General features: G+C 61.5%; 30 protein-coding genes. 14 read left to right on the plus strand and 16 right to left on the minus strand.

What is annotated here, in order from left to right; all coding sequences use genetic code 11:
- The first annotated feature begins 33 nt into the window (after nt 1–33).
- Complete coding sequence (locus tag AB4Z25_RS17155) at nt 34–477, plus strand: SRPBCC family protein (RefSeq protein ID WP_442208649.1); 444 nt, start codon at nt 34–36, stop codon at nt 475–477.
- Between the two features lie 18 nt (nt 478–495).
- Here the strand turns inward: AB4Z25_RS17155 and AB4Z25_RS17160 are convergent, their stop codons facing one another.
- From AB4Z25_RS17160 to AB4Z25_RS17170, 3 genes are read right to left on the minus strand one after another with little or no spacing between them, the layout of a single operon-like run.
- Complete coding sequence (locus AB4Z25_RS17160) at nt 496–1257, minus strand: ABC transporter ATP-binding protein (RefSeq protein ID WP_442208650.1); 762 nt, start codon at nt 1255–1257, stop codon at nt 496–498.
- Nucleotides 1251–2315 carry a FecCD family ABC transporter permease gene (locus AB4Z25_RS17165; RefSeq protein ID WP_442208651.1) on the minus strand — a complete coding sequence of 355 codons (1065 nt, stop codon included), beginning with the start codon at nt 2313–2315 and terminating at the stop codon, nt 1251–1253. The genes AB4Z25_RS17160 and AB4Z25_RS17165 overlap by 7 nt, the downstream gene beginning before the upstream one ends.
- 3 nt (nt 2316–2318) lie before the next feature.
- Nucleotides 2319–3449, minus strand: coding sequence for an ABC transporter substrate-binding protein (locus AB4Z25_RS17170; RefSeq protein ID WP_442208652.1), 1131 nt, complete (start codon nt 3447–3449; stop codon nt 2319–2321).
- 112 nt (nt 3450–3561) lie between these two features.
- Here AB4Z25_RS17170 and AB4Z25_RS17175 point away from each other — a divergent pair, with 112 nt between their 5' ends.
- The gene (locus AB4Z25_RS17175) at nt 3562–4365 is read left to right on the plus strand and encodes a class I SAM-dependent methyltransferase (RefSeq protein WP_442208653.1); all 804 of its coding nucleotides are present in this window, start codon (nt 3562–3564) and stop codon (nt 4363–4365) included.
- Nucleotides 4366–4377: 12 nt separating this feature from the next.
- On the opposite strand, the gene AB4Z25_RS17180 is transcribed toward AB4Z25_RS17175, so the two are convergent.
- Nucleotides 4378–5157: a pyrroline-5-carboxylate reductase gene (locus AB4Z25_RS17180; protein ID WP_442208655.1), complete on the minus strand. Its 780-nt coding sequence runs from the start codon at nt 5155–5157 to the stop codon at nt 4378–4380.
- Between the two features lie 129 nt (nt 5158–5286).
- A complete protein-coding gene (locus tag AB4Z25_RS17185) occupies nt 5287–5532 on the minus strand; it encodes a response regulator transcription factor (protein WP_442208656.1) in 246 nt (81 codons plus the stop codon).
- 99 nt (nt 5533–5631) lie between these two features.
- Here AB4Z25_RS17185 and AB4Z25_RS17190 point away from each other — a divergent pair, with 99 nt between their 5' ends.
- Nucleotides 5632–6009 carry a response regulator gene (locus AB4Z25_RS17190; protein ID WP_442208657.1) on the plus strand — a complete coding sequence of 126 codons (378 nt, stop codon included), beginning with the start codon at nt 5632–5634 and terminating at the stop codon, nt 6007–6009.
- A 48-nt stretch (nt 6010–6057) separates the two neighbouring features.
- Here AB4Z25_RS17190 and AB4Z25_RS17195 read toward each other — a convergent pair whose 3' ends face one another.
- Nucleotides 6058–6942: an SDR family oxidoreductase gene (locus AB4Z25_RS17195; protein ID WP_442208658.1), complete on the minus strand. Its 885-nt coding sequence runs from the start codon at nt 6940–6942 to the stop codon at nt 6058–6060.
- A 102-nt stretch (nt 6943–7044) separates the two neighbouring features.
- Between AB4Z25_RS17195 and AB4Z25_RS17200 the strand changes: the two genes are divergently transcribed.
- The 8 genes from AB4Z25_RS17200 (at nt 7045) to AB4Z25_RS17235 (ending at nt 15672) form a co-directional block, all read left to right on the plus strand.
- The gene (locus AB4Z25_RS17200) at nt 7045–7869 is read left to right on the plus strand and encodes a helix-turn-helix transcriptional regulator (RefSeq protein ID WP_442208659.1); all 825 of its coding nucleotides are present in this window, start codon (nt 7045–7047) and stop codon (nt 7867–7869) included.
- A 253-nt stretch (nt 7870–8122) separates the two neighbouring features.
- Nucleotides 8123–9763 carry a TIGR04028 family ABC transporter substrate-binding protein gene (locus AB4Z25_RS17205; RefSeq protein WP_442208660.1) on the plus strand — a complete coding sequence of 547 codons (1641 nt, stop codon included), beginning with the start codon at nt 8123–8125 and terminating at the stop codon, nt 9761–9763.
- A 50-nt stretch (nt 9764–9813) separates the two neighbouring features.
- Nucleotides 9814–10758 carry an ABC transporter permease gene (locus AB4Z25_RS17210; protein WP_442208661.1) on the plus strand — a complete coding sequence of 315 codons (945 nt, stop codon included), beginning with the start codon at nt 9814–9816 and terminating at the stop codon, nt 10756–10758.
- Nucleotides 10755–11657 carry an ABC transporter permease gene (locus AB4Z25_RS17215; protein ID WP_442208663.1) on the plus strand — a complete coding sequence of 301 codons (903 nt, stop codon included), beginning with the start codon at nt 10755–10757 and terminating at the stop codon, nt 11655–11657. The genes AB4Z25_RS17210 and AB4Z25_RS17215 overlap by 4 nt, the downstream gene beginning before the upstream one ends.
- Entirely contained in the window at nt 11654–13351 is a 1698-nt protein-coding gene (locus tag AB4Z25_RS17220; protein WP_442208664.1) for a dipeptide ABC transporter ATP-binding protein, read from the plus strand. The genes AB4Z25_RS17215 and AB4Z25_RS17220 overlap by 4 nt, the downstream gene beginning before the upstream one ends.
- Nucleotides 13348–14394, plus strand: a complete 1047-nt coding sequence (locus tag AB4Z25_RS17225; protein WP_442208665.1) for a putative FMN-dependent luciferase-like monooxygenase — start codon at nt 13348–13350, stop codon at nt 14392–14394. The genes AB4Z25_RS17220 and AB4Z25_RS17225 overlap by 4 nt, the downstream gene beginning before the upstream one ends.
- Before the next feature lie 25 nt (nt 14395–14419).
- The gene (locus tag AB4Z25_RS17230; RefSeq protein ID WP_442208666.1) at nt 14420–15052 is read left to right on the plus strand and encodes a CMD domain protein; all 633 of its coding nucleotides are present in this window, start codon (nt 14420–14422) and stop codon (nt 15050–15052) included.
- Between the two features lie 11 nt (nt 15053–15063).
- Complete coding sequence (locus tag AB4Z25_RS17235) at nt 15064–15672, plus strand: alkylhydroperoxidase domain protein (RefSeq protein ID WP_112596922.1); 609 nt, start codon at nt 15064–15066, stop codon at nt 15670–15672.
- A 37-nt stretch (nt 15673–15709) separates the two neighbouring features.
- Here the strand turns inward: AB4Z25_RS17235 and AB4Z25_RS17240 are convergent, their stop codons facing one another.
- From AB4Z25_RS17240 to AB4Z25_RS17275, 8 genes are all read right to left on the minus strand, one after another.
- A complete protein-coding gene (locus tag AB4Z25_RS17240) occupies nt 15710–16384 on the minus strand; it encodes a dimethylsulfonioproprionate lyase family protein (protein WP_112388517.1) in 675 nt (224 codons plus the stop codon).
- A 174-nt stretch (nt 16385–16558) separates the two neighbouring features.
- Entirely contained in the window at nt 16559–16891 is a 333-nt protein-coding gene (locus AB4Z25_RS17245; RefSeq protein WP_442208667.1) for a cupredoxin domain-containing protein, read from the minus strand.
- Nucleotides 16888–17409, minus strand: coding sequence for a DUF4142 domain-containing protein (locus AB4Z25_RS17250; protein WP_442208668.1), 522 nt, complete (start codon nt 17407–17409; stop codon nt 16888–16890). Before AB4Z25_RS17250 ends, AB4Z25_RS17245 begins: the two co-directional genes overlap by 4 nt.
- A gap of 84 nt (nt 17410–17493) precedes the next feature.
- Entirely contained in the window at nt 17494–18183 is a 690-nt protein-coding gene (locus AB4Z25_RS17255; protein ID WP_442208669.1) for an RNA polymerase sigma factor, read from the minus strand.
- 116 nt (nt 18184–18299) lie between these two features.
- A complete protein-coding gene (locus AB4Z25_RS17260) occupies nt 18300–19196 on the minus strand; it encodes an N-acetylglucosamine kinase (protein WP_442208670.1) in 897 nt (298 codons plus the stop codon).
- A gap of 2 nt (nt 19197–19198) precedes the next feature.
- On the minus strand, nt 19199–20197 hold the full coding sequence (locus AB4Z25_RS17265; RefSeq protein WP_442208671.1) for an SIS domain-containing protein: 999 nt from the start codon (nt 20195–20197) through the stop codon (nt 19199–19201).
- Between the two features lie 72 nt (nt 20198–20269).
- Entirely contained in the window at nt 20270–21037 is a 768-nt protein-coding gene (locus AB4Z25_RS17270; RefSeq protein ID WP_112388512.1) for a GntR family transcriptional regulator, read from the minus strand.
- Complete coding sequence (locus tag AB4Z25_RS17275; RefSeq protein WP_442208672.1) at nt 21037–22068, minus strand: Gfo/Idh/MocA family protein; 1032 nt, start codon at nt 22066–22068, stop codon at nt 21037–21039. Before AB4Z25_RS17275 ends, AB4Z25_RS17270 begins: the two co-directional genes overlap by 1 nt.
- A gap of 196 nt (nt 22069–22264) precedes the next feature.
- On the opposite strand from AB4Z25_RS17275, the gene AB4Z25_RS17280 reads away from it, so the two are divergent.
- From AB4Z25_RS17280 to AB4Z25_RS17290, 3 genes are all read left to right on the plus strand, one after another.
- A complete protein-coding gene (locus AB4Z25_RS17280; RefSeq protein ID WP_162702641.1) occupies nt 22265–23530 on the plus strand; it encodes an ABC transporter substrate-binding protein in 1266 nt (421 codons plus the stop codon).
- Between the two features lie 85 nt (nt 23531–23615).
- Entirely contained in the window at nt 23616–24503 is an 888-nt protein-coding gene (locus AB4Z25_RS17285; protein ID WP_112596902.1) for a carbohydrate ABC transporter permease, read from the plus strand.
- A 12-nt stretch (nt 24504–24515) separates the two neighbouring features.
- Nucleotides 24516–25388 carry a carbohydrate ABC transporter permease gene (locus tag AB4Z25_RS17290; RefSeq protein ID WP_442208673.1) on the plus strand — a complete coding sequence of 291 codons (873 nt, stop codon included), beginning with the start codon at nt 24516–24518 and terminating at the stop codon, nt 25386–25388.
- 59 nt (nt 25389–25447) lie between these two features.
- On the opposite strand, the gene AB4Z25_RS17295 is transcribed toward AB4Z25_RS17290, so the two are convergent.
- Together AB4Z25_RS17295 and AB4Z25_RS17300 are read right to left on the minus strand one after the other, a co-directional pair.
- Nucleotides 25448–26197 (minus strand): glucose 1-dehydrogenase, encoded by a 750-nt coding sequence (locus AB4Z25_RS17295; protein WP_442208674.1) that lies wholly within the window; start codon nt 26195–26197, stop codon nt 25448–25450.
- A gap of 118 nt (nt 26198–26315) precedes the next feature.
- The gene (locus tag AB4Z25_RS17300; RefSeq protein WP_112389007.1) at nt 26316–26903 is read right to left on the minus strand and encodes a TetR/AcrR family transcriptional regulator; all 588 of its coding nucleotides are present in this window, start codon (nt 26901–26903) and stop codon (nt 26316–26318) included.
- Between the last annotated feature and the right edge of the window lie 44 nt (nt 26904–26947).

Consider the following 26947-nt stretch of genomic DNA (forward strand, 5'->3'; position numbering starts at 1 on the left):
GATGTCCATTCCATCAGCAAGGAGGAGAACACCATGCCGAGCACCATCCGTCTGCACCGCGTCCTGGCGACCAGCCCCGACAAGATCTACCGCGCCTTCATCGAGGCCGACGCGCTTGCCAAGTGGCTGCCGCCGAACGGCTTCGCCTGCACGGTCCATCATCTGGAAGCGTCTGTCGGCGGTACGTTCAGAATGTCATTCCGCAACTTCACGACAGGCGACAGCCATGCCTTCGGCGGCGAATATCGCGAGCTCGTGCCCGGCGAACGCGTTCGCTACACCGATGTTTTCGACGATCCCAACCTGCCCGGTGAAATGGAAGTCACCGTCATCCTGAAGAAGGTTTCTGTTGGTACCGAGGTTGATATCACCCAGGCGGGCGTTCCCGATCTCATCCCGGCCGAAGCCTGCTATCTCGGCTGGCAGGAATCGCTCAAGAACCTCGCCCGGCTGGTCGAGCCCGATATTCGGAACTGACGGATCCGGCGGAAAGCATCAGCCTGCGGCAACCGTTCCATCGACGAGAATGAAGGGGTGGCCGCGGGAGCATGTCTCGATCCGCGCTTCGACCTTGTAGACGTCCTTCAGCATGTCTGAGGTTATGACGTCGCGGGTCGGACCGCTCGTCGCCATCGCGCCATTGGCGATCACGATCGTGTTGTGGCAATAGCGCAGCGCATGATTGAGATCGTGCAGGGCGATCAGCACGATCATCCCCGTCCGGCTTGCCAGACCTTCGACGAAAGCCAGAACCTCGATCTGGCGATGCAGATCGAGTGCCGAGGTCGGCTCGTCCATCAAGAGAACTTCGGGCTTGCGGACCAGCGCCTGCGCCAGCGATACCAGCTGGCGCTGGCCGCCGGAAAGTTCGCCAAGTCCCCGGAAGGCAAGGTCATCGATCCTCAGGGCCTTCAGGATCGCGTCGATCTCATCGAGTTCTCCGTCCTGGACGCGCCATCCGCCGCCTTGCTTTGCCGAAAGCAGCACTGACTCGTAGACGGTCAGCACGGCGTTCGCGCCGGTATCCTGCGGCATGTAGCAGACAGCCCGGTCTCCGCGTTCGGTGCCAGACAGCTCGACCACGCCAGGCCCCGATATCAATCCGGCAATGCGTTTGAAGAGCGTTGACTTGCCCGCCGCATTCGGGCCGATGACGGCCGTCAGGCTGCCGCTTTCGAGCGTACCAATTCCGATTTTCGACAGAACGGTGACGCGGCCATAATTGGCGCCGACGTCTCTGAGTGCCAGCTCTACCAAGACCGTCTCCTGTTGCTGAAGATGAGCGCGAAGAAGAAGGGAACGCCGACCACCGCCGTGATCACGCCGATCGGCAGGATCGCTCCTGGAATGAGCATCTTGCTGACGACCGATGTCGCCGACAGCAGCAGCGCGCCGCAGATCACCGAGCCGGGCAGGAAGAAGCGCTGGTCCTCACCGACGACCATGCGGGCGATATGCGGGCCGACGAGGCCGATGAAACCGATCGTGCCGACGAAGGAGACCGGAATGGCGGCAAGTAGGCTAACTGTCAGCATCGTCTGCAGACGCAAGCGGCGGACATTGACGCCCATGCTGGCTGCCTTGTCGTCGCCGAGCCGCAATGCGGTTAGCGCCCAGGCATCGCGCATGAAGAGCGGCACGGTCACGACGAGAACGGCAGCCGTGACATAGACCTTTGCCCATGTCGCCTTCGTCAGGCTGCCCATCGTCCAGAAGACCACCGCTGCCAGCGCCTGTTCGGAGGCGAGATATTCCAGCAGTGACAAGGCGGCGTTGAAGGAGAATACCAGCGCGATGCCGAGCAGCACGATGGTTTCGACGCTGACGCCGCGCATTGTCGATGCGAAATAAATGAAGAGCGATGCCAGCATCGCCATCAGGAATGCGTTGATCGGAACCATATACTGGACGGCTGCCGGAAAGACGGCGACACCTGTTACCAGCGCCAGCGCTGCGCCGAAGCTTGCCGCCGCGGAAATCCCGAGCGTGAAGGGGCTGGCCAGCGGGTTCGACAGGATGGTCTGCATCTGCGCGCCGGCAACGGAAAGGGCCGCACCCACGGTGACCGCCATCAAGGCGATCGGCATGCGGATATCCCAGATGACGACCCTTAGCTGGTTGCCGGCGACTTCCGGGTTGAACAGGGCCAGAAGAACCTGGCGGATTTCGTAATTCGCCGGACCGAGTGCCATGTCGGCGGCGACGCTGACGCAGAGTGCTGCCGTCAATAGAACGAGGATGACGATCCGGCGGAAGGCGAGAGCGCGATAGCGCTCCCGCCCTGCAATGTCAGCGGTAAGAGCCGTACCGGCCATCGGTTATTCGCCCTTCAAAGAGACGAAGTAGCCGGGCTTGTAGTCGAGCGGCAGGAAGCGCGCATGCAGCTCCTTGAAGGTCGCTTCGGGATCGAGGTCCTTGAAGAGATCCGGGTGCAGCCACTTGGCGATCTCCTGGATGGCGACGAACTGGTAGGGGTTGTTGTAGAACTGGTGCCAGATCGCATGGACATTGCCGTCTTCGACGGCCTTGACGCCGGTAAAGGCCGGGCGCTTGGTCAGGGCCTCGAGCTTGCGCTTGGCTTCGGTTAGATCGGCGCCGTAGCCGACGCCAACCCAAGCGCCGCCGGGAACGAAGGCTTCCCACATGCCGCCGGTGACGATGATCTGATCTGGGTTCGAAGCGACGATCTGCTCCGGGTTTACCGTGCCGAAGGTTCCGGGAATGATATCCTTCGCCATGTTGGTGCCGCCGGCGATCTCGACCATCTTGCCGAAATTCTCGTTTCCGAACGACATGCAGCAATCGTCGGAGTAGCCGCCTGCACGCTCGACGAAGACAACGGGGCGGGCGGGCTTGGCCGCTTCCAGCTTGTCGGTCACTACCTTGATCGCGTCTGCACGGAACTTGATGAAGTCCTCTGCCAGCTGCTCCTTGCCCATCAGCTTGCCCATGACGCGCATGCTCGGCTCGGTGTTTTCCATCGGCTTTTCGCGGAAGTCGACATAGACGAGCGGAATGCCGACTTTGGCGAGCTTTTCGATATAGCCCGCTTCCTCGGTCGCCGTCTTGGCGTCGACATTCATCAGGATGACATCGGGCTTCAGGGTGACGGCCTGTTCGATGTCGAAGGTGCCGTCCTTCATGCCGCCGAAGGTCGGCAGCTTGGCGATATCAGGGTACTTGGCAAGATAGGCCTTGTAGGTCTCCGGATCGGCCTTCGGCAGATCGTCGCGCCAGCCGACGACGTGCTCGAAGGGATTGGTCTTGTCGAGCGCCGCCAGGAAGTAGATCTGCCGTCCTTCGCCGAGAATGACGTGCTTGACGGGAACCTCGACCTCGACGTCGCGGCCGGTTACGTCCTTCAACGAAATCTTTTCGGCAAGTGCCGGCCAGACGGTGGCAAGCAGCAATGCTGCAGAGAGGCCTGCGGCTTTGAATTGAATGTGCATTGAGTGGTCCCCCGTGAAAATCCAGGGGGCTCTATTATTTTATGATTGCAATAGTCAAGTTTTATCTTTTAGAGCAATTCAAGACTGAGAACGGATGAGCGGCAGAACCGGAATGAGCGCAGTGAACGGCACCAACTATCACCTGAAGGAGGAGATCAAGGCTTATTGGTCGGCGCGGGCCGCCACCTTCGATGCCTCTCCCGGGCATGAGATTTTTTCCGAGGACGAGCGCCGCGCCTGGCGCGATCTGATCGCCAAGCATCTCGGTCCCGGCGACGGCCGCAGCGCGCTCGACCTTGCCAGCGGTACCGCGGTGATCTCGCATCTGATGGACGACGCTGGCTATAAGGTAACGGGTCTCGACTGGTCGGAAGCCATGCTGGAGCAGGCGCGCGCCAAGGCCAGGCAGCGCGGCCGCGACATCCGTTTTCGCATCGCCGATGCCGAGCACACGATGGAGCCGGATGCCGCCTATGACGTGGTCATCACGCGTCATCTCGTCTGGACGCTGATCGATCCGGAAAGCTGTTTTCGCGAGTGGCTGCGGGTGCTGAAGCCCGGCGGCCGCCTGCTGATCGTTGATGGCGATTTCGTCAATACGCGACGGGCCGAACGCCTGCTTAAGAAGCTGGCGGGCATATTGGAGAAGGTTGGGCTCTTGCGGACCGACCCGAAGCACGCGCCGCCGGAGCTGGCCGGAAAGCACGAAGAGATTCTCCGGCAGGTCTATTTCTCAGGCGGGGCGAGAGCCGATGAGGTCGCGGCCTTGCTCGCGGCCGCCGGCTTTCAGCGTATCGAGATCGACCGGGATCTGCGGCAGGTACACAAGGCGCAGGCCGCCAACTGGAATATCCTGAAAGCGGCCGCACGCGGGCTGCAGCATCGCTATGCGATCTGCTGCGAGAAGCCTTTCTGAGCAGACGTCTGGTTACCGGCCCTCGATACGGGCGAAGACCCGGTCGAGCGCCGCAGTCAAAGCGGTCTTGCCGCCATCGGCGTCGAAGTCGCGTAGAGCCTGTTCATTCAATCCACCTCTGGTGGCAAATTCCTCGCTCAAGGCGTTGAAATCGCCGGCATGCGGGCCGTTGGCGCGCCGCGCCAGGCTTTCGAACAGCGGCGCGAGGTAGGCGCGGGCCTTCGTCCGCTCCAGTCCGTTGGTTTCCAGCCATCCGGTGGCGAATTCCATGATGCCGAAATAGGTCGACATCAGCGCGCTTGCGGCGGCGAGCAGATCATATTCCTTGCGGGACTCGCACTGGACGGCCTTGCCAAGCGCGTCGAACATGGCAGCGACGGCGGAGTCCGGAGGATAGATGGCGGTCACGCCCTGGCGCTCGGCGACGAAGGGCAGGGGAATGGCCTGCACCAGATGGATATCGGTGCCGATCCATTTCAGCAGGACTTCGCGCTCGGTGGCGGCGATGATGCTGACCACCGACTGCCCCAGCTTGAACGTCAGTTCGCCGATGACGGCTTCGGCAACCTGCGGGCGGATCGCGAGAACCACGAGGTCGCTGCGATCGACGACGGTCTGATTATCGGGCGCAACGCTGACGGCCGCGAACTCGCTGAACAGCCTTGCGGCAATCTCTGCGTTCCGGGGCGAGAGATGGACTTCGGTGGGATAGGCGGGTTCGCTGAGCAGACCTCTGACCATCGCCTCCGTAATCGCGCCGGTACCGACGAAGCCTATGCTTTTCGCTTTCATGTCACACTCCGCAGCCTTTGATCGCGAGATCATAGGGGCAGCGCTTTGATCGCAAAAGGGCCGATGGCGGCCCTGTCCGAGAATAGTCCTCATTTTTCAGATATTTGTGTGAGTGACGTCGAGGCCTCGTCAGTCGATGACGCCCTGCCGCAAAGCGGCGGCCACCAGCGCAGTGTCCTTGTAGACCGCGAAATTCGTCTTCAGCGCCTCGATATGGGTGCGGACGGTGTGCACCGAACATCCGAGGATCAGGGCGATTTCCTGCGCCGTCTTTCCCGCGCACATCAGCGTGAGAATTTCCTTTTCCCGTTTGGTAACCTGAGCCGTCATCCCCTTTATATGGGATTTCGTCTCCCGGATTGCAGCCTTCGGCATCGAAATCCTGATGCATTCACGATCGGCGAAAAACATCGTGATCCCGCTTGAAAACGTCTTTGGCAGAGCAATTTCTTCGTGACGCGAGGAGATAGATTCATGAACGTCTTGATTGTCGAAGATGAAGGGTTCATCGCCCTGGAACTGGAAAGAATTGCCGTCGAGGCTGGTCATCGCGCGCTTGGCCCGGCCTCGACGATCGAGCAGGCATTGGCCTTCGCGCCTCGGGCCGATGCCGCACTTGTCGATGTCGGTCTGTCGGATGGGACAAGCGGAACGCAACTCGCCCGGCGGCTGATCGACCGTTTCGGGATCAGCGTGATCTTCGTGACCGGCTCTCCGCAGGCGGTCTCGCAGGGTTTCGATGGCGCCTTCGCGGTGGTCGGCAAGCCGTTTACCGACGAGCGGATCCAGTCGGCGTTGCAAGCCGCGGACAATTGGCGGCGCGGGCATTTAATCCGCGCGGCGGCATTGTGATAGAAACTGCGGGCGGGCGCCATCAATAGCGTCCGCCCGCTTGTATCCTTAGTACTGCATCGCGTTGAGATCGGAGATCAGCGACGGTCCGGTCGGACGCCATCCGAGCACGGCCTGCGTCTTGGCGCTCGATGCCGGGAAGTCGATCGTGGTGAAGATCGACAGCCATCCGAAATGCGCTGCGGCTTCCTCACGGGAGATCGATCTGACCGGCAGCTTGAGGCCCCGGCCGATCGCCTCGGCGATCTCGCGTGCCTCCACGCCCTCTTCGGCGACGGCGTTGTAGCGCGCGCCACTTTCGGCTCGCTCGATCGCCAGACGGTAGAGACGGGCGACATCCGACAGATGCCCGGCCGGCCAGCGATTGCGCCCTTCGCCGACATAGGCTGCAAGGCCCTTCTGGCGGGTGATTTCGATCAGCGGGGTGATCAGCCCCTGCTTGAACGTGTCGTGGACCTGCGGAAGCCGGACGACGGAAACATTGATGTCCTCATCCAGCAGCGTCTGCCCTGCAAGCTCGGACGCGACACGCGGGTTGGGGTGGCTGGTGTTGAACACGTCCTCGCTTCCCAGTTCGCCGAACTCTGCATTGCCCATGCCGGTACCCGAGGTGATGATCAACGGCCTATCCGACCCGGCAAGTGCCGCACCCAACGCGGCGATCGCACGGGCATCCTTCTGGCAATTTTCGGCGAACCGCGAGAAATCGTGGTCGAAGGCGGTGTGGATCACGCCATCCGCTTCCAGGGCGCCCTTGCGAAGGCTTTCGGGATCCTCGAGCGTCCCGCGATAGGCCTTAGCGCCTGCGGCTTCGAGCGCGCGCGCGCCTCCGTCCGATCTCGTCATGCCGATGACCTCGTGGCCCGCGCCAATGAGTTCCGGCACCAGCGCCGAGCCGATAAAGCCGGTTGCTCCAGTCAAGAAAATGCGCACAGCAATGTCTCCTTGCGTGTTTTACTCCGAAGAGAATATCGGCTAGAGTTCATCCTGTTAAAGTAGTGACTTTATCCTATTATAATAGCTAACAGGATCTCCATGCCGATCAACACGCCGGGCACGCTTGCAGCCTTCCTGAAAGACCGCCGTGTGAAACTCGATCCGTCCGCGTTCGGCCTGTCGGGCCGGCGGCGGACGCCCGGCTTGCGCCGTGAAGAAGTGGCACAGCGGGCCAATATCAGCCCGACCTGGTACACTTGGCTGGAGCAGGGCCGTGGCGGGGCGCCGTCTGCGGATGTTCTCAACCGGATCGCCAATGGCCTGATGTTGACCGAACCGGAGCGTGAGCACCTCTTCATGCTGGGCCTGGGGCGGCCTCCCGAAGTGCGCTACAAGCCCGCAGAAGGCGTTACCCCGCGGCTGCAACGCCTGCTGGATTCACTCGACGCGAGCCCGGCGCTGATCAAGACGGCGATGTGGGATGTGGTCGCGTGGAACCGCGCGGCCGCCGTCGTGCTGACCGACTACGGCACGATTGCGCCGGAGAAACGCAATATCCTCCGGCTGATATTCTCCAACCCGGCGATCCGTGCCAAGCAGCATGATTGGGAAACGCTTGCCCGCTTCGTGGTTGCCGCCTTCCGGGCGGATGTCGCGCGGGCCGGCGCCGGGTCAGAAGTCAGCAAGCTGGTCGAGGAACTGAGTGCCGTCAGTGCGGATTTCGAGCGGCTCTGGCAGGAAAACGACGTGCGTGTGCACGGCGATGGCGTCAAGCGCCTAAAACATCCGAAATTGGGAACGATCGATCTCGAATATTCCGCCTTTGCCGTCGATGGCAGGCCGGATCTCGGGCTGGTGATCTACAACCCGGTCGATCCCGCGACCGCGGCCGAGATCCGCAAGCTAGCCAGTGATCGGGATTAGCCGATACGGCGTTTCGCGGGTTTTTGGTAGCAATACCTCAAACGCATCCGCAGGGCGAATAATTTGGCGCCCGATCATGCCGGGTAGGCAGCGCCTTTGCGGTCGATCCAAAGCTGCCAGAGCAATTTTTGAGTGCTGCCCGAGACGGGCGCCATAGAATTTCCGGTGCGCGCCCCGAAAATAGAATACTAATTCTATATACTAAATTTATATGCCGCTACCGTTGTCACCATCAGTTATTGAGGGACAACAGATGAGCTTTACGGCGACGATTAAGACCCTGCTTCTTGCGAGCACCCTGTCCGTGTCTTTTACGGCACTGGCGGCTGCGGCAGACGAGGCTGCCAAACCGGTTCGGGGCGGCACGCTGATCTATCTTGAGCAGCAGCCGCATACCAATCTCTATCCGCCGGCCGGCGGCTTCTATCCGAACGGTGGCGTGCTCAATCAGATCACCGACAAGCTTACCTATCAGAATCCGAAGACGCTTGAGATCGAGCCGTGGATTGCCGAATCCTGGACCGTCAACGCCGAGGCCACCGAATATACCTTCAAGCTTCGCAAGGGTGTTACCTTCTCTGACGGCACGCCGCTCGACGCGGCCGCAGTCGCCAAGAACTACGATACGTTCGGTCTCGGCAATAAGGAGCTGAAGCAGCCGGTCTCGGAAGTCATCAACAATTACGACCGTTCCGAGGTCGTCGATCCCCTGACCGTCAAGTTCTATTTCAAGAAGCCGTCCCCAGGTTTCCTGCAGGGCACCTCGGTAATCGGCTCCGGCCTGGTATCGCTGAAAACGCTGGCGCTGCCTTTCGACCAGCTGGGTGACGCGACGAAGATCGTCGGTTCCGGCCCGTTCGTCGTTGACAGCGAGACACTCGGCAAGGAGCTGAACCTCAAGGTCCGCGACGACTACGATTGGGGTCCGGCAAAGCAGGAGCATCAGGGCCGCGCCTATCTCGACGGCATAAAATATATCATCACCGGTGAAGACAGCGTGCGCATCGGTGCGCTGCTCTCGGGCCAGGCGGATTTCATTCGCCAGGTGCAGGCCTATGACGAAGAACAGGTCGAAAGCCAGGGCTACAAGATCTATGCGGCACCGACGCGCGGCGTGAACAATAGCGTCGTCTTCCGTCCGGACAATCCGCTGGTGTCCGATATCCGCGTCCGTCAGGCGCTGCTTCACGGTACCAATAGCGCGGAAATCATATCGACGCTGTTCTCGGCCAACTATCCGCAGGCCAAGTCGATCATCGCATCGACGGCGCAGGGCTATCTCGATCTGTCGCCGAAGCTGACCTACGATGCGGCCAAGGCCACCGAGCTGCTGGATCAAGCTGGCTGGAAGGTCGGCGCCAATGGCGTCCGCGAGAAGGATGGAAAGCAGCTGGTGCTGACCGCCTATGAATCGCCGCCGCAGCCGCAGAACAAGGCAACGCTGCAGCTTGTCGCGCAGCAATGGGCAAAGCTCGGCGTCACGTTGAACGTGCTGGCGGGCGATGCCGGCAGCAAGACCGTCGATGATCTCGATCCGGCCAAGACGCCGGTGTCGCCCGCCATGGTCGGCCGGGCCGATCCTGATGTCATCAAGAGCCAGTATTATCCGAAGAACCGCGACGTGCTGCGCCAGAAGGGCGGCCCGAGCGACAAGGTGAAATCCTTCGTCGATGACAAGCTGAACGGTCTCCTCGAGCAGCTTTCCTCGCAGCCCGATCGCGAAAAGCGTCTCGCCATCGCCGGCGAGGTCCAGAACTACGTGATCGATCAGGCCTATGCTATCCCGATCTTCGAGGAGCCGCAGGCCTTTGCCGGTGCGCCCTATGTGCAGGGCGTCGGTTTCGAAGCCGTCGGCCGTCCGAGCTTCTACAACACCTGGCTTGCTGAACACTGAAGGCCATGGCCCGGCGCAAGCCGGGCCGCCCGTCACCTGAGAGGATCGGCATGACCCGCTACATCGTATCCCGCATAGGACAGGCTTTGCTCGTGCTCTGGGCGGCCTTCACGATCTCCTTCGTGCTACTGCAGGCCATGCCCGGCGATGCCGTTCTTATCAAATTCCAGAATCCGGAATACGGCCTCAGTCCCGAACAGATCGCCGATATCCGCGCTGCCTATGCGGCCGACGGGAGCGTGGTCAGCCAATATCTGCACACAGCCGGAAAATTCCTGATCGGTGACTTCGGTTATTCGCTGCAGGCAGGGGTTGCCGTCAGTGCGCAGCTCTCTGCCAGCCTGCCGCCGACGATCCGGCTGGCCGGCTTTGGCTTCATCGTCGCGGCGTTGATTGCGGTGCTGCTGGCGATCCTGTCCAACATCCAGGGCTTCGGCAGACTCCGGAGCGTCGTCCAATCCGTGCCTTCGCTCTTCGTTTCGGTGCCGACCTTCTGGCTCGGCATCATGCTGATCCAGATATTCTCGTTCCGGCTGCGGCTGGTGCCCGTGATCAATCCCGGCCCATGGGAGGGGCTGATCCTGCCGGTGATGACCGTCGCCATTCCGATCTCGGCGCCGCTGGCGCAGATTCTGCTGCGCAATATCGATCACGTTCAGACGCGGCCCTTCGTTGCCGTCGCCCGTGCAAAGGGTGCCTCGCATGCATGGGTGCTGTGGCGGCATGTGGCGAAGAACGCATTCCTGCCGGTTCTGACCGTTGCCGGTGTTCTGTTCGGTGAGCTTCTGGCCGGCGCCGTCATCACCGAGACAGTCTTCGGCTTGAACGGGCTCGGAAGCCTCACCGAACAAGCGGTCAATTTTCAGGACGTTGCCGTCCTGCAGGCCATCGTCGTTCTCTCGGCAGCAGCGTTCGTCACCATCAATCTCGCGATCGATCTTCTTTATCCGATCATCGATCCGCGGCTCAAAACAAGGCCGGAGACCGCTCGATGACCAGCCTCGATGTCGCTGAACGCCATCTCGACCTGGAGACGGCAGAGACCAACGATTGGCTGCCGACCCAAACCGTCGAAGATGCCACGCCGCGCCGAAGCAGCCGGAGGATCGATATCAGCCTTCTGCTGGCGGGCGCGGTGCTGGTCATCGTGCTTCTCGTCGCGGTCGCACCTCAGCTGTTCACCGCCTACGATCCGATCAAGGGTCTGCCAGGGCAGCAGCTGAAACCGCCGAGCGCCGCGCATCTGCTGGGAACCGATTCACTTGGCCGCGATCTTTATGCGCGCCTGGTGTACGGCGCCGTACACTCTCTGTCAGGCGCGCTTGCAGCCGTTGGCATCGGGCTTTTCGCCGGTACAGCGCTCGGTGTTGTCGCAGGCTCGATCGGCGGGCGCACGGACACGGCCATCATGCGTCTTGCCGACGTTCTGCTGTCGATACCGGCGCTGCTGCTCTCCCTGAGCATCATCATTCTCTTGGGTTTCGGGACAATCAACGCTGCGATCGCCGTTGGCATCACCTCGGTCGCGAGTTTCGCCCGCATCGTGCGTTCCGAAGTCATCACCGTCCGCCGCAGCGAATATGTCGAAGCGGCCTTTGGCAGCGGCGGTACCTTCCTCAGCGTGCTGATCCGCCACGTGCTTCCCAACTCCCTGACCTCGGTCATCGCCTTCGCGGCACTGCAGGTCGGCTGGGCAATCCTGCAGCTCTCGACCCTTGGCTTCCTCGGTTACGGCGCACCGCCGCCGACGCCGGAATGGGGGCTGCTGATCGCCGAGGGCCGCAATTATATCGCAACCGCCTGGTGGCTGACGGCTGCCCCTGGCATCGCCGTGGTTTTGGTGGTGCTCTCCGTCAATCGCATCAGCCAGGCATTTGGAAGGATAGAGAGATGACGATCCAGCCTGTCGACCTGCCGAAAGCCGCTGTCCCACCGTCTCCTGTTCTCGCGGTCTCCGGCCTGACTGTCAGCTACAGCGACAGGAACGGCGCGCGCACCGCCGTCCATGGCATCGATTTCCACGTCAACCCCGGAGAAGTCGTCGCGCTGGTGGGCGAATCCGGTTCCGGCAAAAGCTCGACGGCTCAGGCCATCATCGGGCTGCTGCCGGAGAACGGAAAACTTGAGAGCGGCAGCATCCGCCTGAACGATCAGGAGATCGCAGGCTGGGCGCAGCGGCGGCTGGACGGTATTCGCGGTTCGGTGATCAGCCTGATCCCTCAGGACCCCGGCAATTCGCTCAATCCGGTCAAGACGATCGGCAAGCAGGTGGCGGAAATTCTCGCCATTCATGGCGAAGCCTCCGGCCCGGTTGCCTATACGCAGGCGATCGCGCTTCTCGAACGCGTCGGGCTTAGCGAGCCGAAGCTGAGGGCGCAGCAATATCCACACGAACTTTCCGGCGGCATGAAGCAGCGGGTGCTGATCGCCATTGCCATCGCGTTGAAGCCGTCGCTCATCATCGCGGACGAGCCGACAAGCGCGCTTGATGTCACGGTACAGAAGCACATCCTCGACCTTATCGACGAGCTTCGGCGTGAATATGGCACGGCAGTGCTTCTCGTTACCCATGATCTCGGCGTCGCCACCGATCGTTCCGACCGGCTGATCGTCCTCAAGCATGGCCGCATCCAGGAACAGGGCCGCACCCAGGATGTCATCGGCAATCCTCAGAATGCCTATACGCGCCAGCTGTTATCGGATGCGCCGTCGCTGAATATCCGGCAGCGTCCGGCCACCGTGGCAAAGGAAGCTCCCGCGACGGAAAGCGACGACATCATCGTCGTCGAAAACCTCGTCAAGGACTTCGGCCTTGGCGGCTATTCGCGCTTTTGCGCCGTCGACGATGTTTCCTTCCGCGTCCGGCGCGGAACGACGCATGCGCTGGTCGGCGAATCCGGTTCCGGCAAGACGACGAGCATCCGCATCGTCTCGGCCTTTGAAAAGCCGAGCTCGGGCAGGGTCATCGTCGATGGGCTCGACCTTTCTACCTTGCGCGGGGAAACGCTGCGGCTGTTTCGCAAGAAGATCCAGCTCGTCTACCAGAACCCGTTCGGTTCGCTCGATCCGCGCCAGACGATCGCTGGGATCGTCGAAGAGCCATTGCTGAATTTCGAGCCGGTGCCGCGCGCCGAGCGGACGGAGCGTGTTGCGGCGATCATCGAGAAAGTCGGCCTTCCGCTGGATGTCCTCGGCCGCCGCCCGCATGCCCTGTCAGGCGGGCAAAGACAGCGTGTCGCCATTGCCCGCGCGCTCATTCTAAATCCGCAAATCCTGGTGCTCGATGAGGCCGTGTCGGCGCTCGATGTCACCGTGCAGGCGCAGATTCTGGCTCTTCTCAGCAAGCTCCAGCGCGAGCTCGGCCTGACCTATCTCTTTGTATCGCATGATCTGGCTGTCGTACGGCAGATCGCCGATACGGTCTCGGTCCTAAGCGGCGGCAAGCTCGTCGATAGCGGGGCAGTCGGCGATGTCTTCGGCAGTCCGAAGAGCGCCTATACCCGCGAACTCATCGAGGCGATCCCCGGAAAGAAGCACCGGCTGCCAGCAAAGCCATTTCCCCTGATCAGCACAGGAACACAGCAATGACGCCAGCAACCGCACCGAAACGCCTGGGTTTCTTCAGCCGTATCCTCGATCAGGCCGATGCTGCGACCCGCTACCGGCTGGCCGCCGAGCAGGTCATTCATGCCGAGAAATTCGGGTTCGATACGGCATGGGTGGCACAGCACCATTTCAATGGAGATGAGGGCGGTCTTCCTGCGCCATTGATCTTTCTGGCGGAACTCTCCGCCCGAACCTCGCGCATCCGGCTTGGAACCGGTGTGATCACATTGCCGATGGAAAGTGCTGTCCGCGTCGCGGAGGACACGGCAGTGCTTGATATACTCTCGAACGGCCGCCTCGAAGTCGGCTTCGGTAGTGGCGGAACTCCAGCTGCCTTCCTCCCCTTCGGGCTGGAAACGGGCGATCGCGCCGCCGTCTATGCGAAAAGCCTCGCAACGGTGCGAGATGCTTGGGCCGGGCGGGAGCTGACGGGCGGCAATCATCTTTATCCGGCAGCCCCGCATCTTCTCGAGCGCGTGTGGCAGGCAACGTTCTCGGTTGGCGGCGGAATCCGGGCCGGCCAAGATGGTGACGGATTGATGCTGTCGCGCACCCAGCCCCGGCCGGCACAGGCGCCGGATGCAACGCTCTGGGAGCTGCAGAATCCGATCATCGACGCCTATCTTAAGGCGCTGCCGAAGGAACGGCAGCCGCGCATTCTCGGTTCGCGCAGCCTGTTCGTTGCCGACGATCGCAAGGAGGCTTTGCATCTGGCGGAAATCGGCCTGCAGCGCAGCGTCGAGCGCTTCATTGCCAGCGGTCATAAGATCGCAAGCACCAGGACAGAGGATCTCATCAGGGCCTTCGACGTGCATGTCGGTACGCCCGACGATGTGATCGCGTCGTTGAAGGCTGACACCGCGTTGGAACGCGTCACTGACCTCGTCTTCCAGGTCCATTCGGTCGATCCCCCGCACGCCTACATCCTGCGCTCGCTGGAATTGATCGCCAGCGAGGTCGCTCCCGCGCTGGGCTGGGTTCGACGCGGACCCGCCGCCCACGAGCGGCGCCTCGCTACAGCATAATCACCGCCAGAAAAGGTATGAATCCATGAGTTCTTCCACACCCGATATCATTGATCTGCTAGCCGGTATAAAGCCGGGGTCTTTTCTCGACCGTCTCCGTGCTGAACGTCCGGAGACGCGGCTGAATGCGCAGAAAAGCTATCTCGCGCTCTTCGAGCCGGTTTCCGATGATCACGTAACGCGTGCCGAGCGGCTCGCGATCGCCGCATTCGTCAGCGGCCTGCACCGCTCCGGGACGGCGTCGGCTTTCTACGCCGGTGGTTTGTCCGAGCTGCAGGGCGGCGCGTCGCTCGCAGCTGCGATCCAGACGGAGATCGAAAAAGGCGCGGCAGATGGCCCTTACGGCCGCTATCCGGCCGGTCCGCTGTCGGCGGAAGATGCTCCAGGCCTGATCTATGCCGTCTCGGATTTCAGCCGAGCCGTGATCGGCGCCAAGCTGTCGGCGGCTCTCGAACACACGCATCTGCTGGTCTTCCGTCCGCGCGAAGCAAGCCCGGATGCGCTGCAGAAGCTGATTGATGCAGGCTGGACCACGACCGGTATCGTCACCCTCTCGCAGATCGTCGCGTTCCTGTCGTTTCAGATTCGCGTTGCTGCCGGCCTTTCCGCGCTCGGCGCGGCGGGTGAGGGCAGCGTCACGCGTGCGGCAGCGGAATAAGGAGAAACGCCATGACCGATACCGTCAATCATCCTGAGATCGACAATCGCCCCAACGCATTTACCCAATCCGAGATCGGCTGGACGCCGTGGCTGACGCCGCTGGAGGAAAGCGAACTCACCGAGCGGCACTGGGCGGGTCTGGTCGATGCATCGCGCTCCAAGTCTCCCTATTTCATGTTGCTGGCCCGCGATCCGGAAATTCTCGAAGCGAGAACGAAGACCGACAAGGATATCTTCTACAATACGCGCGCCGGCTTGCCGCGGGCCGATCGCGAGCTTTCGGCCGCCGCGGCATCCCGCAGCAACGGCTGCATCTTCTGCGCCTCGGTGCATTCGAGGTTCGCATCCCATCATTCGAAACGCACGGCCGACGTTCAGCGACTGCTCGACGAAGGCGTCGAAGCCGATCTCGGCAGCCGCCGCTGGAACGCCGTCGCCGAGGTTTCGGCGGCCTTGACGGCCACGCCTTCGCGCTTTGGCCCGGCGGAGATTGCCCGTCTGCGTGAAGAGGGTTTCGATGATCTGGAGATTGCCGACGCCATTCATGGCGCCGCCTTTTTCAACTGGGCGAACCGCCTGATGCTGTCGCTCGGCGAGCCGACCCCGGCGGCTGCATAAACTGCGCCGGACCCGGCTGGGCAAGCCTGGCCGGGCTCTACCGCTCCATCTGGCACCAGGCGGCCAGCAGTGGCCGTGAGGTGCAGCGCATCGCGACGGTGTGTCCGGCCTCGTTGTAGAAGGCCGACCCCGGCGAAGCCTGCTGCCAGCCTTTTTCGTCGCAGAGGAATTCGCAGTCCGACAGCGCCAGGAAAACTCGGGCACGGTATTGGACATGATCCGGGAAGCGGCTGTAGGGCTCCATGATCGTCAGCCCGAGCGTGACATCGTCGCGCTCTTCGAGGCCCGCCGCTCCGGCGATGACGGCATGGGCGTGTGCCTTTTCGATATTCATGCTGGCGAAGGGGCCGGTCGAGCTCGAGGACCAATCGAGGCTCTTGGCCAGATCGTTGATCGCGGCGGCAACTTCCGCGAACGCCCGGCCTTTCTGCGTCAGCTGGCGCAGGGCGAACTGCAGCTGCGGCCCGAGCCGCAGATGCGAGGCGGGCCGGCTGGAAACGGCGCCGGGATACTGCAGCTGATGAAAGATCTTGCCGGCAACGAATTTCTCCATCATCGGCGTATCGCCCGAAAGCATCAGATTGCCGATCGCACCGATGAGACGCTGAACCTCGACCGGCCTGCGGGAGCGGCTGACCGGGTAGGCGCCTTCGACCCGCGAACCACGATGCAGCAGAAGGTCGGCGTCCCGCCTCAGATTGGATTTCGACATGCGAGAAGTGTCCCCACGCGGCGCGGCTCTTTTCGGCCCGGTCCGTTCGCTCGGCTCTGATATTCGAACCCTTGCATCAACACGAATGCCGGCTATCGGTCAAGCGCGCGCTACGGCGATAGTCACTCGCCGAAGGCTACGCCGCCAGAGGCGTCCCTGGCGGCGTGTTCCTCTCTAGGAGACGACCTTGATGTGCCCCTTCATGTTGGGATGGAAGCGGCAGAAATATTCCACCGTGTCACCGGCCGTGACGAGGTGTGTCGCTTTCCGGCCGGCGGGGATGGTCACCTCCCAGCCGCCGTTGACGGTGGCGGTATGATCGAACGGATCCTTGTTCGTCCATTCGACGGTCTCGCCGACTTTCGCCTCGATGTCTGCAGGCGAGAAGGTGAGATTTTCGACCGCCACATGTATCTTGCCGTTGTGGGCGCGCGCCAGCGATGCGCCGGCCGCAGCGGCTATTCCCGTCAGCAGGAAGCTTCTGCGCTTCATCGGCACCAAGATCATTTCAGCTCCATGGCAACATGCTCGGCATGCTGCTCATGCCCCTGGAACAGCTTCAGCCCGGTTTCGAGCAGGCTTTTGAGGTCCTTGTTCTCTGCCGATGGGATAAGGACGGTTTCCAGCGCGCCGTTGACCTGCTTGTGATAGGCAACCTCGTTGTCGATGTAGGCCTTGTCGAAGGCGGCGCCGTCCAGTTTGCTGAGTTCGGTCTGCTTTTCCTTGGCGGCCTTTGCAAGCGCCTGGCTCGTCGGGTTGTCTTCAGGTGTGACCTTCAGCTTCTTGACGAGCGCAAGCGCCTTGTCGTTGACCGCTTCATGGTCCTTTTTCATCGATTGCGCGAATGCCTCGACGTCCTTGTTCTTGGTCTTCGAAAGGGCAAGCTTGGCGGCGTCCACGTCGATCGCGCCTGCCGTATAGGCGATATGGGCGATCTGCGGATCGGTCGGCTTGTCGGCTGCGAGCGATTGGCCGGCGGCGAGGAGAAGGCAGCTCGTGGCGATGGCGGAAATGAAGGTTTTCATCGGGATCTCCTTGGCGCGGCGGGATCGCCGGCGCCTGTTTCAACGTACGCAGCATTGGATGCCGCGCCGCCGGAGAGGTTCCCGTCAGTTCTTCAGCCCGAGTTTGGCGATCACGGCTTCGGTCAACCGCTCGCAGCGCCTGCCGGCGAAGGGGAAGGCGTCCATCAGGATCGGCCCGATCTGCTCTTCCAGCTGCTTGCGAATGAGTTTGCGGGCGCGGTGAAGCCGCGTCTTGACCGTTGCCGCCGGAATATCGAGCAGCGTGGCCGTCTCCCCGATATCCAGCCCCTCGATGACGCGGGCAACGAATACGATGCGAAAGTCCGCCGGAAGGGCATCGGTTGCCTGCTCGACGAGGTGAAGAAGCTGTCGCTGCGCCATGCCGCGCTCCGGGTCGATGGTGGACGATGAAGGGTGCAGCGCGATGATCTCGGCTTGCGGCTGGCCAGACGGAGGGATCGAGCGCTTGAGCCGCTTTTCGGCGCGCAACTGCATGAAGGCAGTGTTCAGTGCGATACGCGAAAGCCAGGTCGAGAGCGACGCCGCGCCGTTGAAATCGGCAAGCTTTGAAAAGGCCTGGAGATAGGTGTCCTGCAGCGCTTCCTCTGCTTCCGCATTGCTGTGAAGAACCGCCCGGACAAGCCGGTAAAGTCGCTGATTGTGAAACCGGATGATCTCGCGGATCGCCTGCGCGTCGCCTGTGGACGCCCGGCGGACAAGTGTTGCTTCGTCGGTGGCGAAAGATCGTCGCGGTGAATTCTCGAACGCCTGCATCTGGCTTCTCCTTGTGGAAGCTTATTTGATGCTGGGCCGCGTGCAAGGTTCCCGCGAGTGGCGATTTTTAGAAGGCGACGCCCCTGCCGCCTCACGGACCGGCTCCCAATCTCCGATTATCCAATCGCCGCGCGGGCCAGAAAGACTGCACCCTCGACCGGTGAGACGTCGAGCACATGCACAGCAAGCCGCGGATGCTGCTTGCCGAGTGCGCGCTTGAACGCGTCGAGCAGACGCGCTTGTTTAACGATCACGCTGCCTGCAACGACGACGTCATCGCCTTTCGCCCCCCGATTTTTGAGCTGGGCGACAAGCGCCGCAAGATAGCCGGCGCCCTCCGAGATGACGTTCACCGCCAGTTGCGACCCGCCGTCTGCGGCATCGAAAATGGCAGTGCAATGCGGCGCCCAGTTATCGGAGGTCGGGTCGTCGTTGACCTTGCGCGTCAGCCGCTCGGCATCCTCGACTCCGAAATCGGCAAGCAATGCCGACAGCAATCCGTCATCCGGCTTGCCTTCATCATTTGCTCTCAGCGCAGCCCGGGCTGCCTCGCGCACCAATGCGGCTGCACCGCCCTCGTCGCCGATCACGCATCCCCAGCCGCCCGCCGAAATCGGTTGTCCCGATCCATCCGTTCCAACGGCGATGGCGCCTGTGCCCGCTATGACGCCGATACCCTGACGGAGCCCGGCGGCCGGCACGATGAGCGCCGCATCGTTGACGGCTCGAACGCGATATCCCCGATCAAGCAACGCCGCTTCAAGATCCCGCCCGATCGAGGGATTGTTGATTCCCTGCGCACCGAAGGCGATGGAGACAATCGAAAGACCGGCGGGCAGGGTGGCGCGCAGGCGCGAAGCCAGCCAATCGGCGCCGTGAGACGCGGGCTCCGCGTCCCAATCCTGACTGGAGATGACCGTGTCCAGAATACGCGCACCGGCCAGCGTTTCGACGACCAGATGCGTCTTCGTCCCGCCGACATCAAGCGCCACAAGACATTCACTGCTATCCATCGTCAGGCTACCTTGGTGTCGTTGTGGTGGAAGACGAAGGCATCGGGATCGAGCCCGCGGGCAAGCGCCGTTTCAACCGCAATGGTCTGCATGATGACGGCCTCGAGGATTGGTCGCTGGGTGATGCTGACGCGCGGTAGCGGTATATAGGTCAGCCAATCGCTGGCTGCGGCTTGCACGGGGCCGGCAAGGATCGTGTGATGACCGGCTTTTGCCAGGGTCGATGCCAATTCCGCCTCCCGCTCGTCGCCAAAGAGAATATGCACGCCCTTGCCGGCGGATTCCATCGCGCCGTGCAGATACTGCCTGGTCGACATGCCGGTCGAAGGGATGCGGGCGATCTCGCGCAGCAGCAGCGCGCCGACTTCGGCTGAACCGGCCGAAGGGGCAATCCCGGCGCAATCGACATAGACCGCGTCTGTCATGCGCGCGAGAATCTCACCGATCTGCATCTTGAGTTGCTGCTCGACGGTGCGGAAGGCAGCGGGAAGATCTGACCAGGATGTATCGGTCGCGCCGCCATCCCAGGCCTCGGCGATCATGCCAAGAGCTGCGATCGTTGCCGTATAGCCGATCGTCGATGCGTAGCTGTCGGGGATCGCGCCGAGCGAGACATTGGCCGACGAGGCGGCCGCGACGGGGGAATCCTTGGCGTTGACCACCGATATGCGCAGGCTGCGGTCGATCGAGTTCAGTACGGCAAGCGTCTCGGTGCTCTTGCCGCTTTGCGAGACGGCGATCACCGGATGGCTGGATGCGGGGAAGGGGATCGGATATTCGCCGCCATTGAGGCGCCACGAATGCACACCGCGGGACCGCAAGGCCCAGACGGCAGCCGAACTCGCTGCAAAGCTTGCGCCGATACCCATGAAGATCGGGCCCGCGCCTTTCAGCGCGCTGGAAGCATTGCGAACTTCGCTGCCAATTGCAGCAATCGCGGTCTCCAGCGCATTGGCCTGGGAGGCGCGCGCGTCAGCCAGCGAAATATAACCTTTGACCATTGCGGTCTTCTCCTTGGTCCTGAAATGATGTGCGGCCGCGGTGGCCAGCGCGTGCCGGATGGACGGACGGCGTCACCCGCCGGTCTTCGCAGTGCGTGAAAAAGATGTCCGCAGGCGGTAGCGGTCGCCTGCGTAGCGGATCGTCGATGCCATGACCGGCCGCCCGCTGCTGTCTTCGACAAGCTGGCGCATGGCGAGGATCGGCATGCCCTGCTCGATGCCGAGATGGCGGGCAAGCGTCTTGTCTGCGGCGTGCGCCTCGATCGTCGATTCGGCGCGCGCCAGGTCAAAGCCGGCACCGGTCAGCAGCTTGAAAAGCGAAGCCGTCTTGAAATCGACACCCGACATATCGAGCCCGCGGATCATCGGGAAGAACGACGTGTCGACGGCAACCGGCACGCCATCCAGCCGACGTATGCGGTCGAGATGAAAGACCGGCGCGCCGGGCGCAATGCCGAGCTCTTCTGCCTCATCGAGGCTTGCGGGCGCCCCTTCGGCACGCAGCACGTCCGAGGATGGCGCGAGGCCGAGGCGGGCGGCGGTTTCGCTGAAGGATTCAAGCGTCTGCGGAAATTCCTGATGCGCTTCCGTTGCCACGTACCAGCCACGGCCGTGCGAAGACACCAGCACGCCGTCAGTCACCAGGCTCTGCAGCGCGCGGCGCAGCGTTACGCGGCTGATCGATAGCCGGGTCAGCAGATCGCGTTCCGGCGGCAGACGGTTTCCCGACGCCAGCTTGCCGGCTGCAATTTCCTTCATGATCGCCTTTGCGGCCTGCTGCCACAGGGGCTCGGGAGAATCCGACTGCAAAGGTCCCGGCTGGCCTTCATTTCCGATCATCAGTTCACCGCTACCTTTTCCCACTGCCTGGTTTTCATGGACCGGTAGCATGCATCGATGATCCTGTTGACGATAACCCCGTCTTCGTAGGTTTCGGACGGAGCCTTGCCGGCTGCGAAGCAATCGACGAAATGGCGCATCTGCTGCGAGAAGCCATAGGCGCGCGTCTCTTCCGGTACGGGATAGACCCAGCCGGTCTCGGCATCCGCCTTCTCGACAGTATAGCCGACAGGCTTGCCGACGAAGCCCCAGACGGGACCGACAGAACTGTCGGTGACGATGCGCCCCTCGGAGCCGACGAGCTCATGACGCAGCTGCATGCCGCCCTTTTCGATCCAGGAGGATTCGATGGTCGCCAGCTCGCCACCGGCAAATTTCAGAAGTGCGATCGCGGCATCCTCACCGGTCGTCTTGTCGCCGTGCACCATCGTCGAACCCCAGGCCATCACCTCGGTCACGGGATTGTCCTTTCCGAAGAAATGCCGTGCTGATTCTACGGTGTGGCAGCCCATGTCAAGCAACGCACCTCCGCCTGCGGTCTCCGCATCCCAGAAGTGCGGCGCATGCGGACCCGAATGGGCCTCGCGAGCACGCATCGTCAGCAGCTTGCCGATGCCGCCGGCCTTCAGCATTTCGTAAGCCTTGGCTGTGTTCGGGGAGAAGACCGAACTCTCTGCATATCCGTGCCAGACGCCTGCCTCGATTACTAGCTTGAGCATCTCTGCGGCCTCGGCTTCGGTGCGGGCAAGCGGCTTGGTGCAGACCACGGCCTTCTTGTGTTTTGCGGCAATTCTTGTCGCCTCGAGATGCACCTCGTTCGGGAGGGCGATGATGACAAGATCAACGGAAGGGTCGGCGCAAAGGGCATCCATTGTGGCGTGGGCCTTGATCCGCCACTTGGCCGCAAATTCCTCGGCCCGCTTGCCGCTGCGAGAATAGCAGCTGCGCAACTCCGCATTGCGGACGTCAAGCAGTGCATCGGCATAGCATTCGCCAATGAAACCCGATCCCAGCAACCCGACGCCGATCATTTCCACCCCTCCAAGCTCTGTGGCAACAGTCCTTATTCCTTTCAATCGAATACCACATAAGACAAAAATGGGAAACAAAAAATATAACTTGTCACAACTGGTATTGAGAGGTATCGTCGCCTCAACAATCGCCGGACTGAGATTAAAAGAACCGGCATGGGAGCAGTTTTGAGTCACAAGAATGGGAGATTATGAAATGCTTTCAAAGCACGCATTGCTGAACGGTGCCGTTGTCTCACTGGTTGCGATGGTCGCTGCCGGCAGCGCTTTCGCCGAAGATGTCACCATCAAGCTCGGAAGCTGGCGGACCGAAGATATCGCAGTGTGGCAGGATAAGATCATTCCTGCCTTCGAAGCCAAAAATCCCGGCATCAAGGTGGAGTTCTCTCCGGTCAATACCAATGAGTATAATGCAGCGATGCAATCCCAAATTGAAGCTGGCGCGGGACCCGATCTCTTGACCTGCCGCCCCTTCGACGTCAATCGCGAGTGGATCAGCCGCAAATATTTCGACTCCCTGGCAGACTTCGGCGCCATCAAGAATTTCGACGACACGTCGAAGGCCGCCTGGACCGACGCCAAAGGCACGCCCTATTGCTTGCCGATCGCCGCCGTGCTTGCTGGCTTCTATTACAATGTCGATATCTTCAAGGAGCTCGGGCTCGAAGTTCCGAAGACTGCTGACGAGTTCGTCAAGGTACTGCAGAAGATCAAGGATAGCGGCAAATACGAGCCACTTGCCTATGGGTCGGCAGAATCCTGGCAGCTCGCCTATAACGGTCTTTACAATATCGGTCCGTCCTATTGGAACGGCGAAGAGGGCCGCCAGGGCCTGATCGACGGCACCAAGAAGCTGACAGATCCGGAATTCGTCGAGGCCTTCAAGGCCTTCGCAGCCTGGAAGCCGTTCCTGCCTAATGGGCAGGCAAGCCTGCAATATGCCGACATGACCCAGCTTTTCACCATTGGCCGCGCGGCAATTCTTCCTGATGGCTCCTGGGATATCAATCAGGTGACCTCGACGGGTCTCAACGTCGGCGTCTTCGGCCCGCCTGCTGCCAAGGAGGGCGGTCAGCGCTACCTGCAGGAAATGCCTGACATGGCGATCGGCATCAATGCCGCAAGCAAGAACAAGGATGCGGCAAAGACCTTCCTCACCTGGCTCGCATCCCCGGAATTCCAGGAACTTTACGTCAATGCCGCCCCCGGCTTCTTCGCCATGAGCAGCACACCGGTGACCTATAACAACGCGCTGGCGCAGAAATTCGCCGACCTGAAGAAGGACGCCAAACTGACGCCGCGCCTGGCGCTGGACCGGCTGAGCGCCGGCAATCCGCCGCTCGACGACGAAATCTGGCGCGTGCTGCAAACGATGATGATCGGAGACGATGTCACCCCTGAAAAGGCGACTGCAGAACTCCAGGCCGGTCTTGCATCCTGGTACGCACCGCAGAAAAAGTAACAAGAGCGCCCCGCGCACCGCACCGGTGCGCGGGGCTCCCGATGCCCGCCGGCATCAGCTGGCGACCAGACTACGGAGATACCGGGTGACACGTCCTGCGACGGCTCGCTGGAGCCTTTTCCTTTTTGTGCTGCCAGCGCTCGCAATCTATCTCGCTTTCGCCGTCTTGCCGCTCATCGCCTCGATCGTCATGAGCTTCTTCGATACGGATGGTCCGGCCGGGCGCGTCTTCGTCGGGCTGGAAAACTATTATTATCTCTTCACCCATCCGGTCACGAGCGCGCGTTTCTGGAACGCGCTGCTGAACAATTTCGAATATTTCGTCATCCATCTGGTGGTCGAAGTACCGATCGGCCTTTTGATGGCTGGTCTGCTCACCTCCGGTCTGCTGAATCGTTCCGAAGGCGTCTACCGCACGCTGCTCTTTATCCCCGCGACGCTCTCCGTCGTCATCGTCGGCTTCATCTGGCGGCTGATCATCAATCCACTCTGGGGACTGGTCGGCTTTCCGCTGCTCGGCAACGAACTGACGGCACTGCCGACGATCTCTCTGATGTCGGTCTGGCAATATGTCGGCATTCCGATGCTCTTCCTTTACAGCGCGCTGCTTGCCGTCCCGGAGGATGTCGTCGAGGCGGCGCGGATCGATGGCGCCGGAAACTGGCGAATCTTCTGGGCGATCAAGTTCCCGCTGATTGCGCCGCAATTCGGTCTGATCGTCATCCTCACCTATATCTGGACCTTCAACGGTTTCGATCTGGTCTTCGCGCTGAATGGCGCAGCACCGGGCCCGAACTACAGTACGGATATTCTCGGGACGCTGTTTTACCGCACCTTTTTCGGGTCCAGCGGCCAGGTGGCCGATCTGGATCTCGGAGCGACTGTCGCAACGGTGATCTTCGTCATCATTCTTCTCGTCACTGCCGCTTATTTCTGGCTGGTCCAGCGACGGCTGCAAGCGCACCAAGTCTGAGGAACAGAAGAGATGTCATCGTCAGCCAAAGTCAGTGCCAGCTTCTACGGCTCCAGTCGCCAGCGCATGGTGCTCGATCGCATCGTCGTCCACGGATTGCTGATCTTCTTCGTGCTCCTGGCCCTCGGCCCGATCTTCATCGTCATCCTGAATTCCTTCAAGACGACACCGGCGATCTTCGGCGGTCCCTTCGACCTGCCGACCGTCAAGACTTTCAGCGTCGATGGCTATATCCGGGTCTTCACCCGCGGCAATTTTTTCCTCAACTACCGTAACAGCCTTGTCGTTACCGTCTCGACGATCGTACTGACGGTGGTTTTCTCGGCGCTGGCTGCCTACGGTCTGGTGGAATACCGCCTGAAGATCACGCCCGTGATCGCCGGGCTTTTCGTGGTCGGCATCATGCTGCCGATCCGCCTCGGCACCGTTCCGATCCTCGAAATCATGATCGCCTGGCGGCTGGTCGATACGCTGACGGCACTGGTCCTGGTCTATACCGCAATGAGCGTGCCGATCGCGGTGACGCTGATGATGGCGTATTTCCGCACGGTGCCGACCGAGATAAAGGAAGCGGCACGCATGGACGGGGCAGGGGAATTCCGGACATTCCTGATCGTCCTGCCGGTGGTGAAGCCCGGCCTTGCAGCTGTTGCCACGCTGACGATGCTGCCCGTCTGGAACGACCTCTGGTTCCCTCTGATCCTGTCGCCCGGCCGCAGCAACCAAACCGTGACGCTTGGCGTCCAGCAGTTCGTCGGGCAATTCCTCAGCGACTATCCGGCACTGCTTGCTGCACTCACACTCGGGATTTTGCCTCTCGTCGTTCTCTACGTGGTGTTCTCACGGCAATTCGTTCGTGGCCTGAGCCAAGGGGTCGGCAAGTGACGAGAAGAGCGGCGAGGATGCTGCCGCCCTTCTCCAGCTACTGACGAGCGCGCTGAGCATCAGCCCGCAAGCTTGCCGCCATCGACGGCAAGCGAGTGACCGGTCAGGAAAGACGCCTGTGGCGACGCCAGAAAGACAATCGCTGCCGCCACTTCTTCCGAATGGCCGAGACGGCGCATCGGCACATATGATTTCAGGTAATCGAGACGGTCATCCGATCCGCCAGTCAAGCGGTCAAGGAATCCGGTCTGGATAGGTCCGGGCGCTACGGCATTGACGCGAATGGCCGTGGTTGCGACCTCGAGGGCCGCCGATTTCGTCAGCCCTTCCACCGCGTGCTTGCTGGCGACATAGACGGATCCGTTCGGTGTTCCAACCTTGCCCAGCACAGAGGACACGTTGATGATGCTGCCGGTTCCCTGCGCCTTCATCACACGCAACTCATGCTTCATGCTGAGGAGGGTGCCCAGCACATTGGTGTCGAAGGTCGCCGCGTAAGTTTCGGCAGTCTGCGCCGTTACCGGCCCGAACGCACCTTCGGTGCCGGCATTGTTGACGGCGACGTCGAGACGGCCGAAGCGGGCCACGGTCTGGTCGATGAGCGACTCGACTTCTTGGTCATGGCGGACATCGGCACGAACAAATTCGGCCTCGGCGCCCATGGCGCGGAGTTGCTCGACAAGCTCGCGGCCCAGTTCGTCGCGGCGGCCGGAAACCACAAGGCGGGCGCCATCGCGGCCAAAAGCAATCGCCGTCGCGCGGCCTATACCGGTAAGCGCACCGGTGATCAAAACAACAGGAGCAGACATCGGAAAACCCTTTCAAGCCTCGGCGGAAATCGCGCAAGGTGAATAATATGTACGTACGTACATTTGTAGGTGTCAACAAAAATGTACGATCGTACATCCTGCTTGTGTGCGGAGATGGTCAGTGGAGCGGGCGCAGCACGATCGAGAAGAGCACTGTTTCAAGCCGTTCGATCGGCTCCGGGCTGCGCTGAGATTTGCTGAGCAGCACCGCTCCCTGATGCGAGGAGACGATGAACCCGGCGACCTGCCGGCAATCGATATCCGGGGCCACTTCTCCCGCCTTGACGGCCGCCTCTATGCAATAGGCGACTGCATCGGTGAGGCCAGCGACAATCTCATTGACGCGTTGACGTATGGCATCGCCAGCCACGCCGGTTTCGGCAATGAAGTTGCCAAGCAAGCCCCCGAGAGGGCCGCCACAGCTTCCCTTCGAACGGCTGCCGGCAATGTATTCCCGAAGCCGCATCAATGGCGGCTTCGCATCGTTGCGCAGCGTATCGAGCACGACATTCTGGCTGTTGGCGAAATAGAGCTCAACGATCTCGAGCCCGAACGCTTCCTTGGAAACGAAATGATTGGTGAAGGAGCCCAGGGGCACGCCAGCTGCGCTGACAATGCTGCGCACCGAGGCGGACGAGAAGCCGACCTCGTCGACGACCTTAAGGCCTTCCCTCAGAATTTTTTCGCGGTTCGACAGCTTCGCCATGGCTGCAATATGCTGAGACCGGCGCGGATCGTCAATGAGTGGTG

Origin of the sequence: Rhizobium sp. RAF36 (assembly GCF_052114105.1) — a bacterium.
GTDB lineage: Bacteria > Pseudomonadota > Alphaproteobacteria > Rhizobiales > Rhizobiaceae > Rhizobium.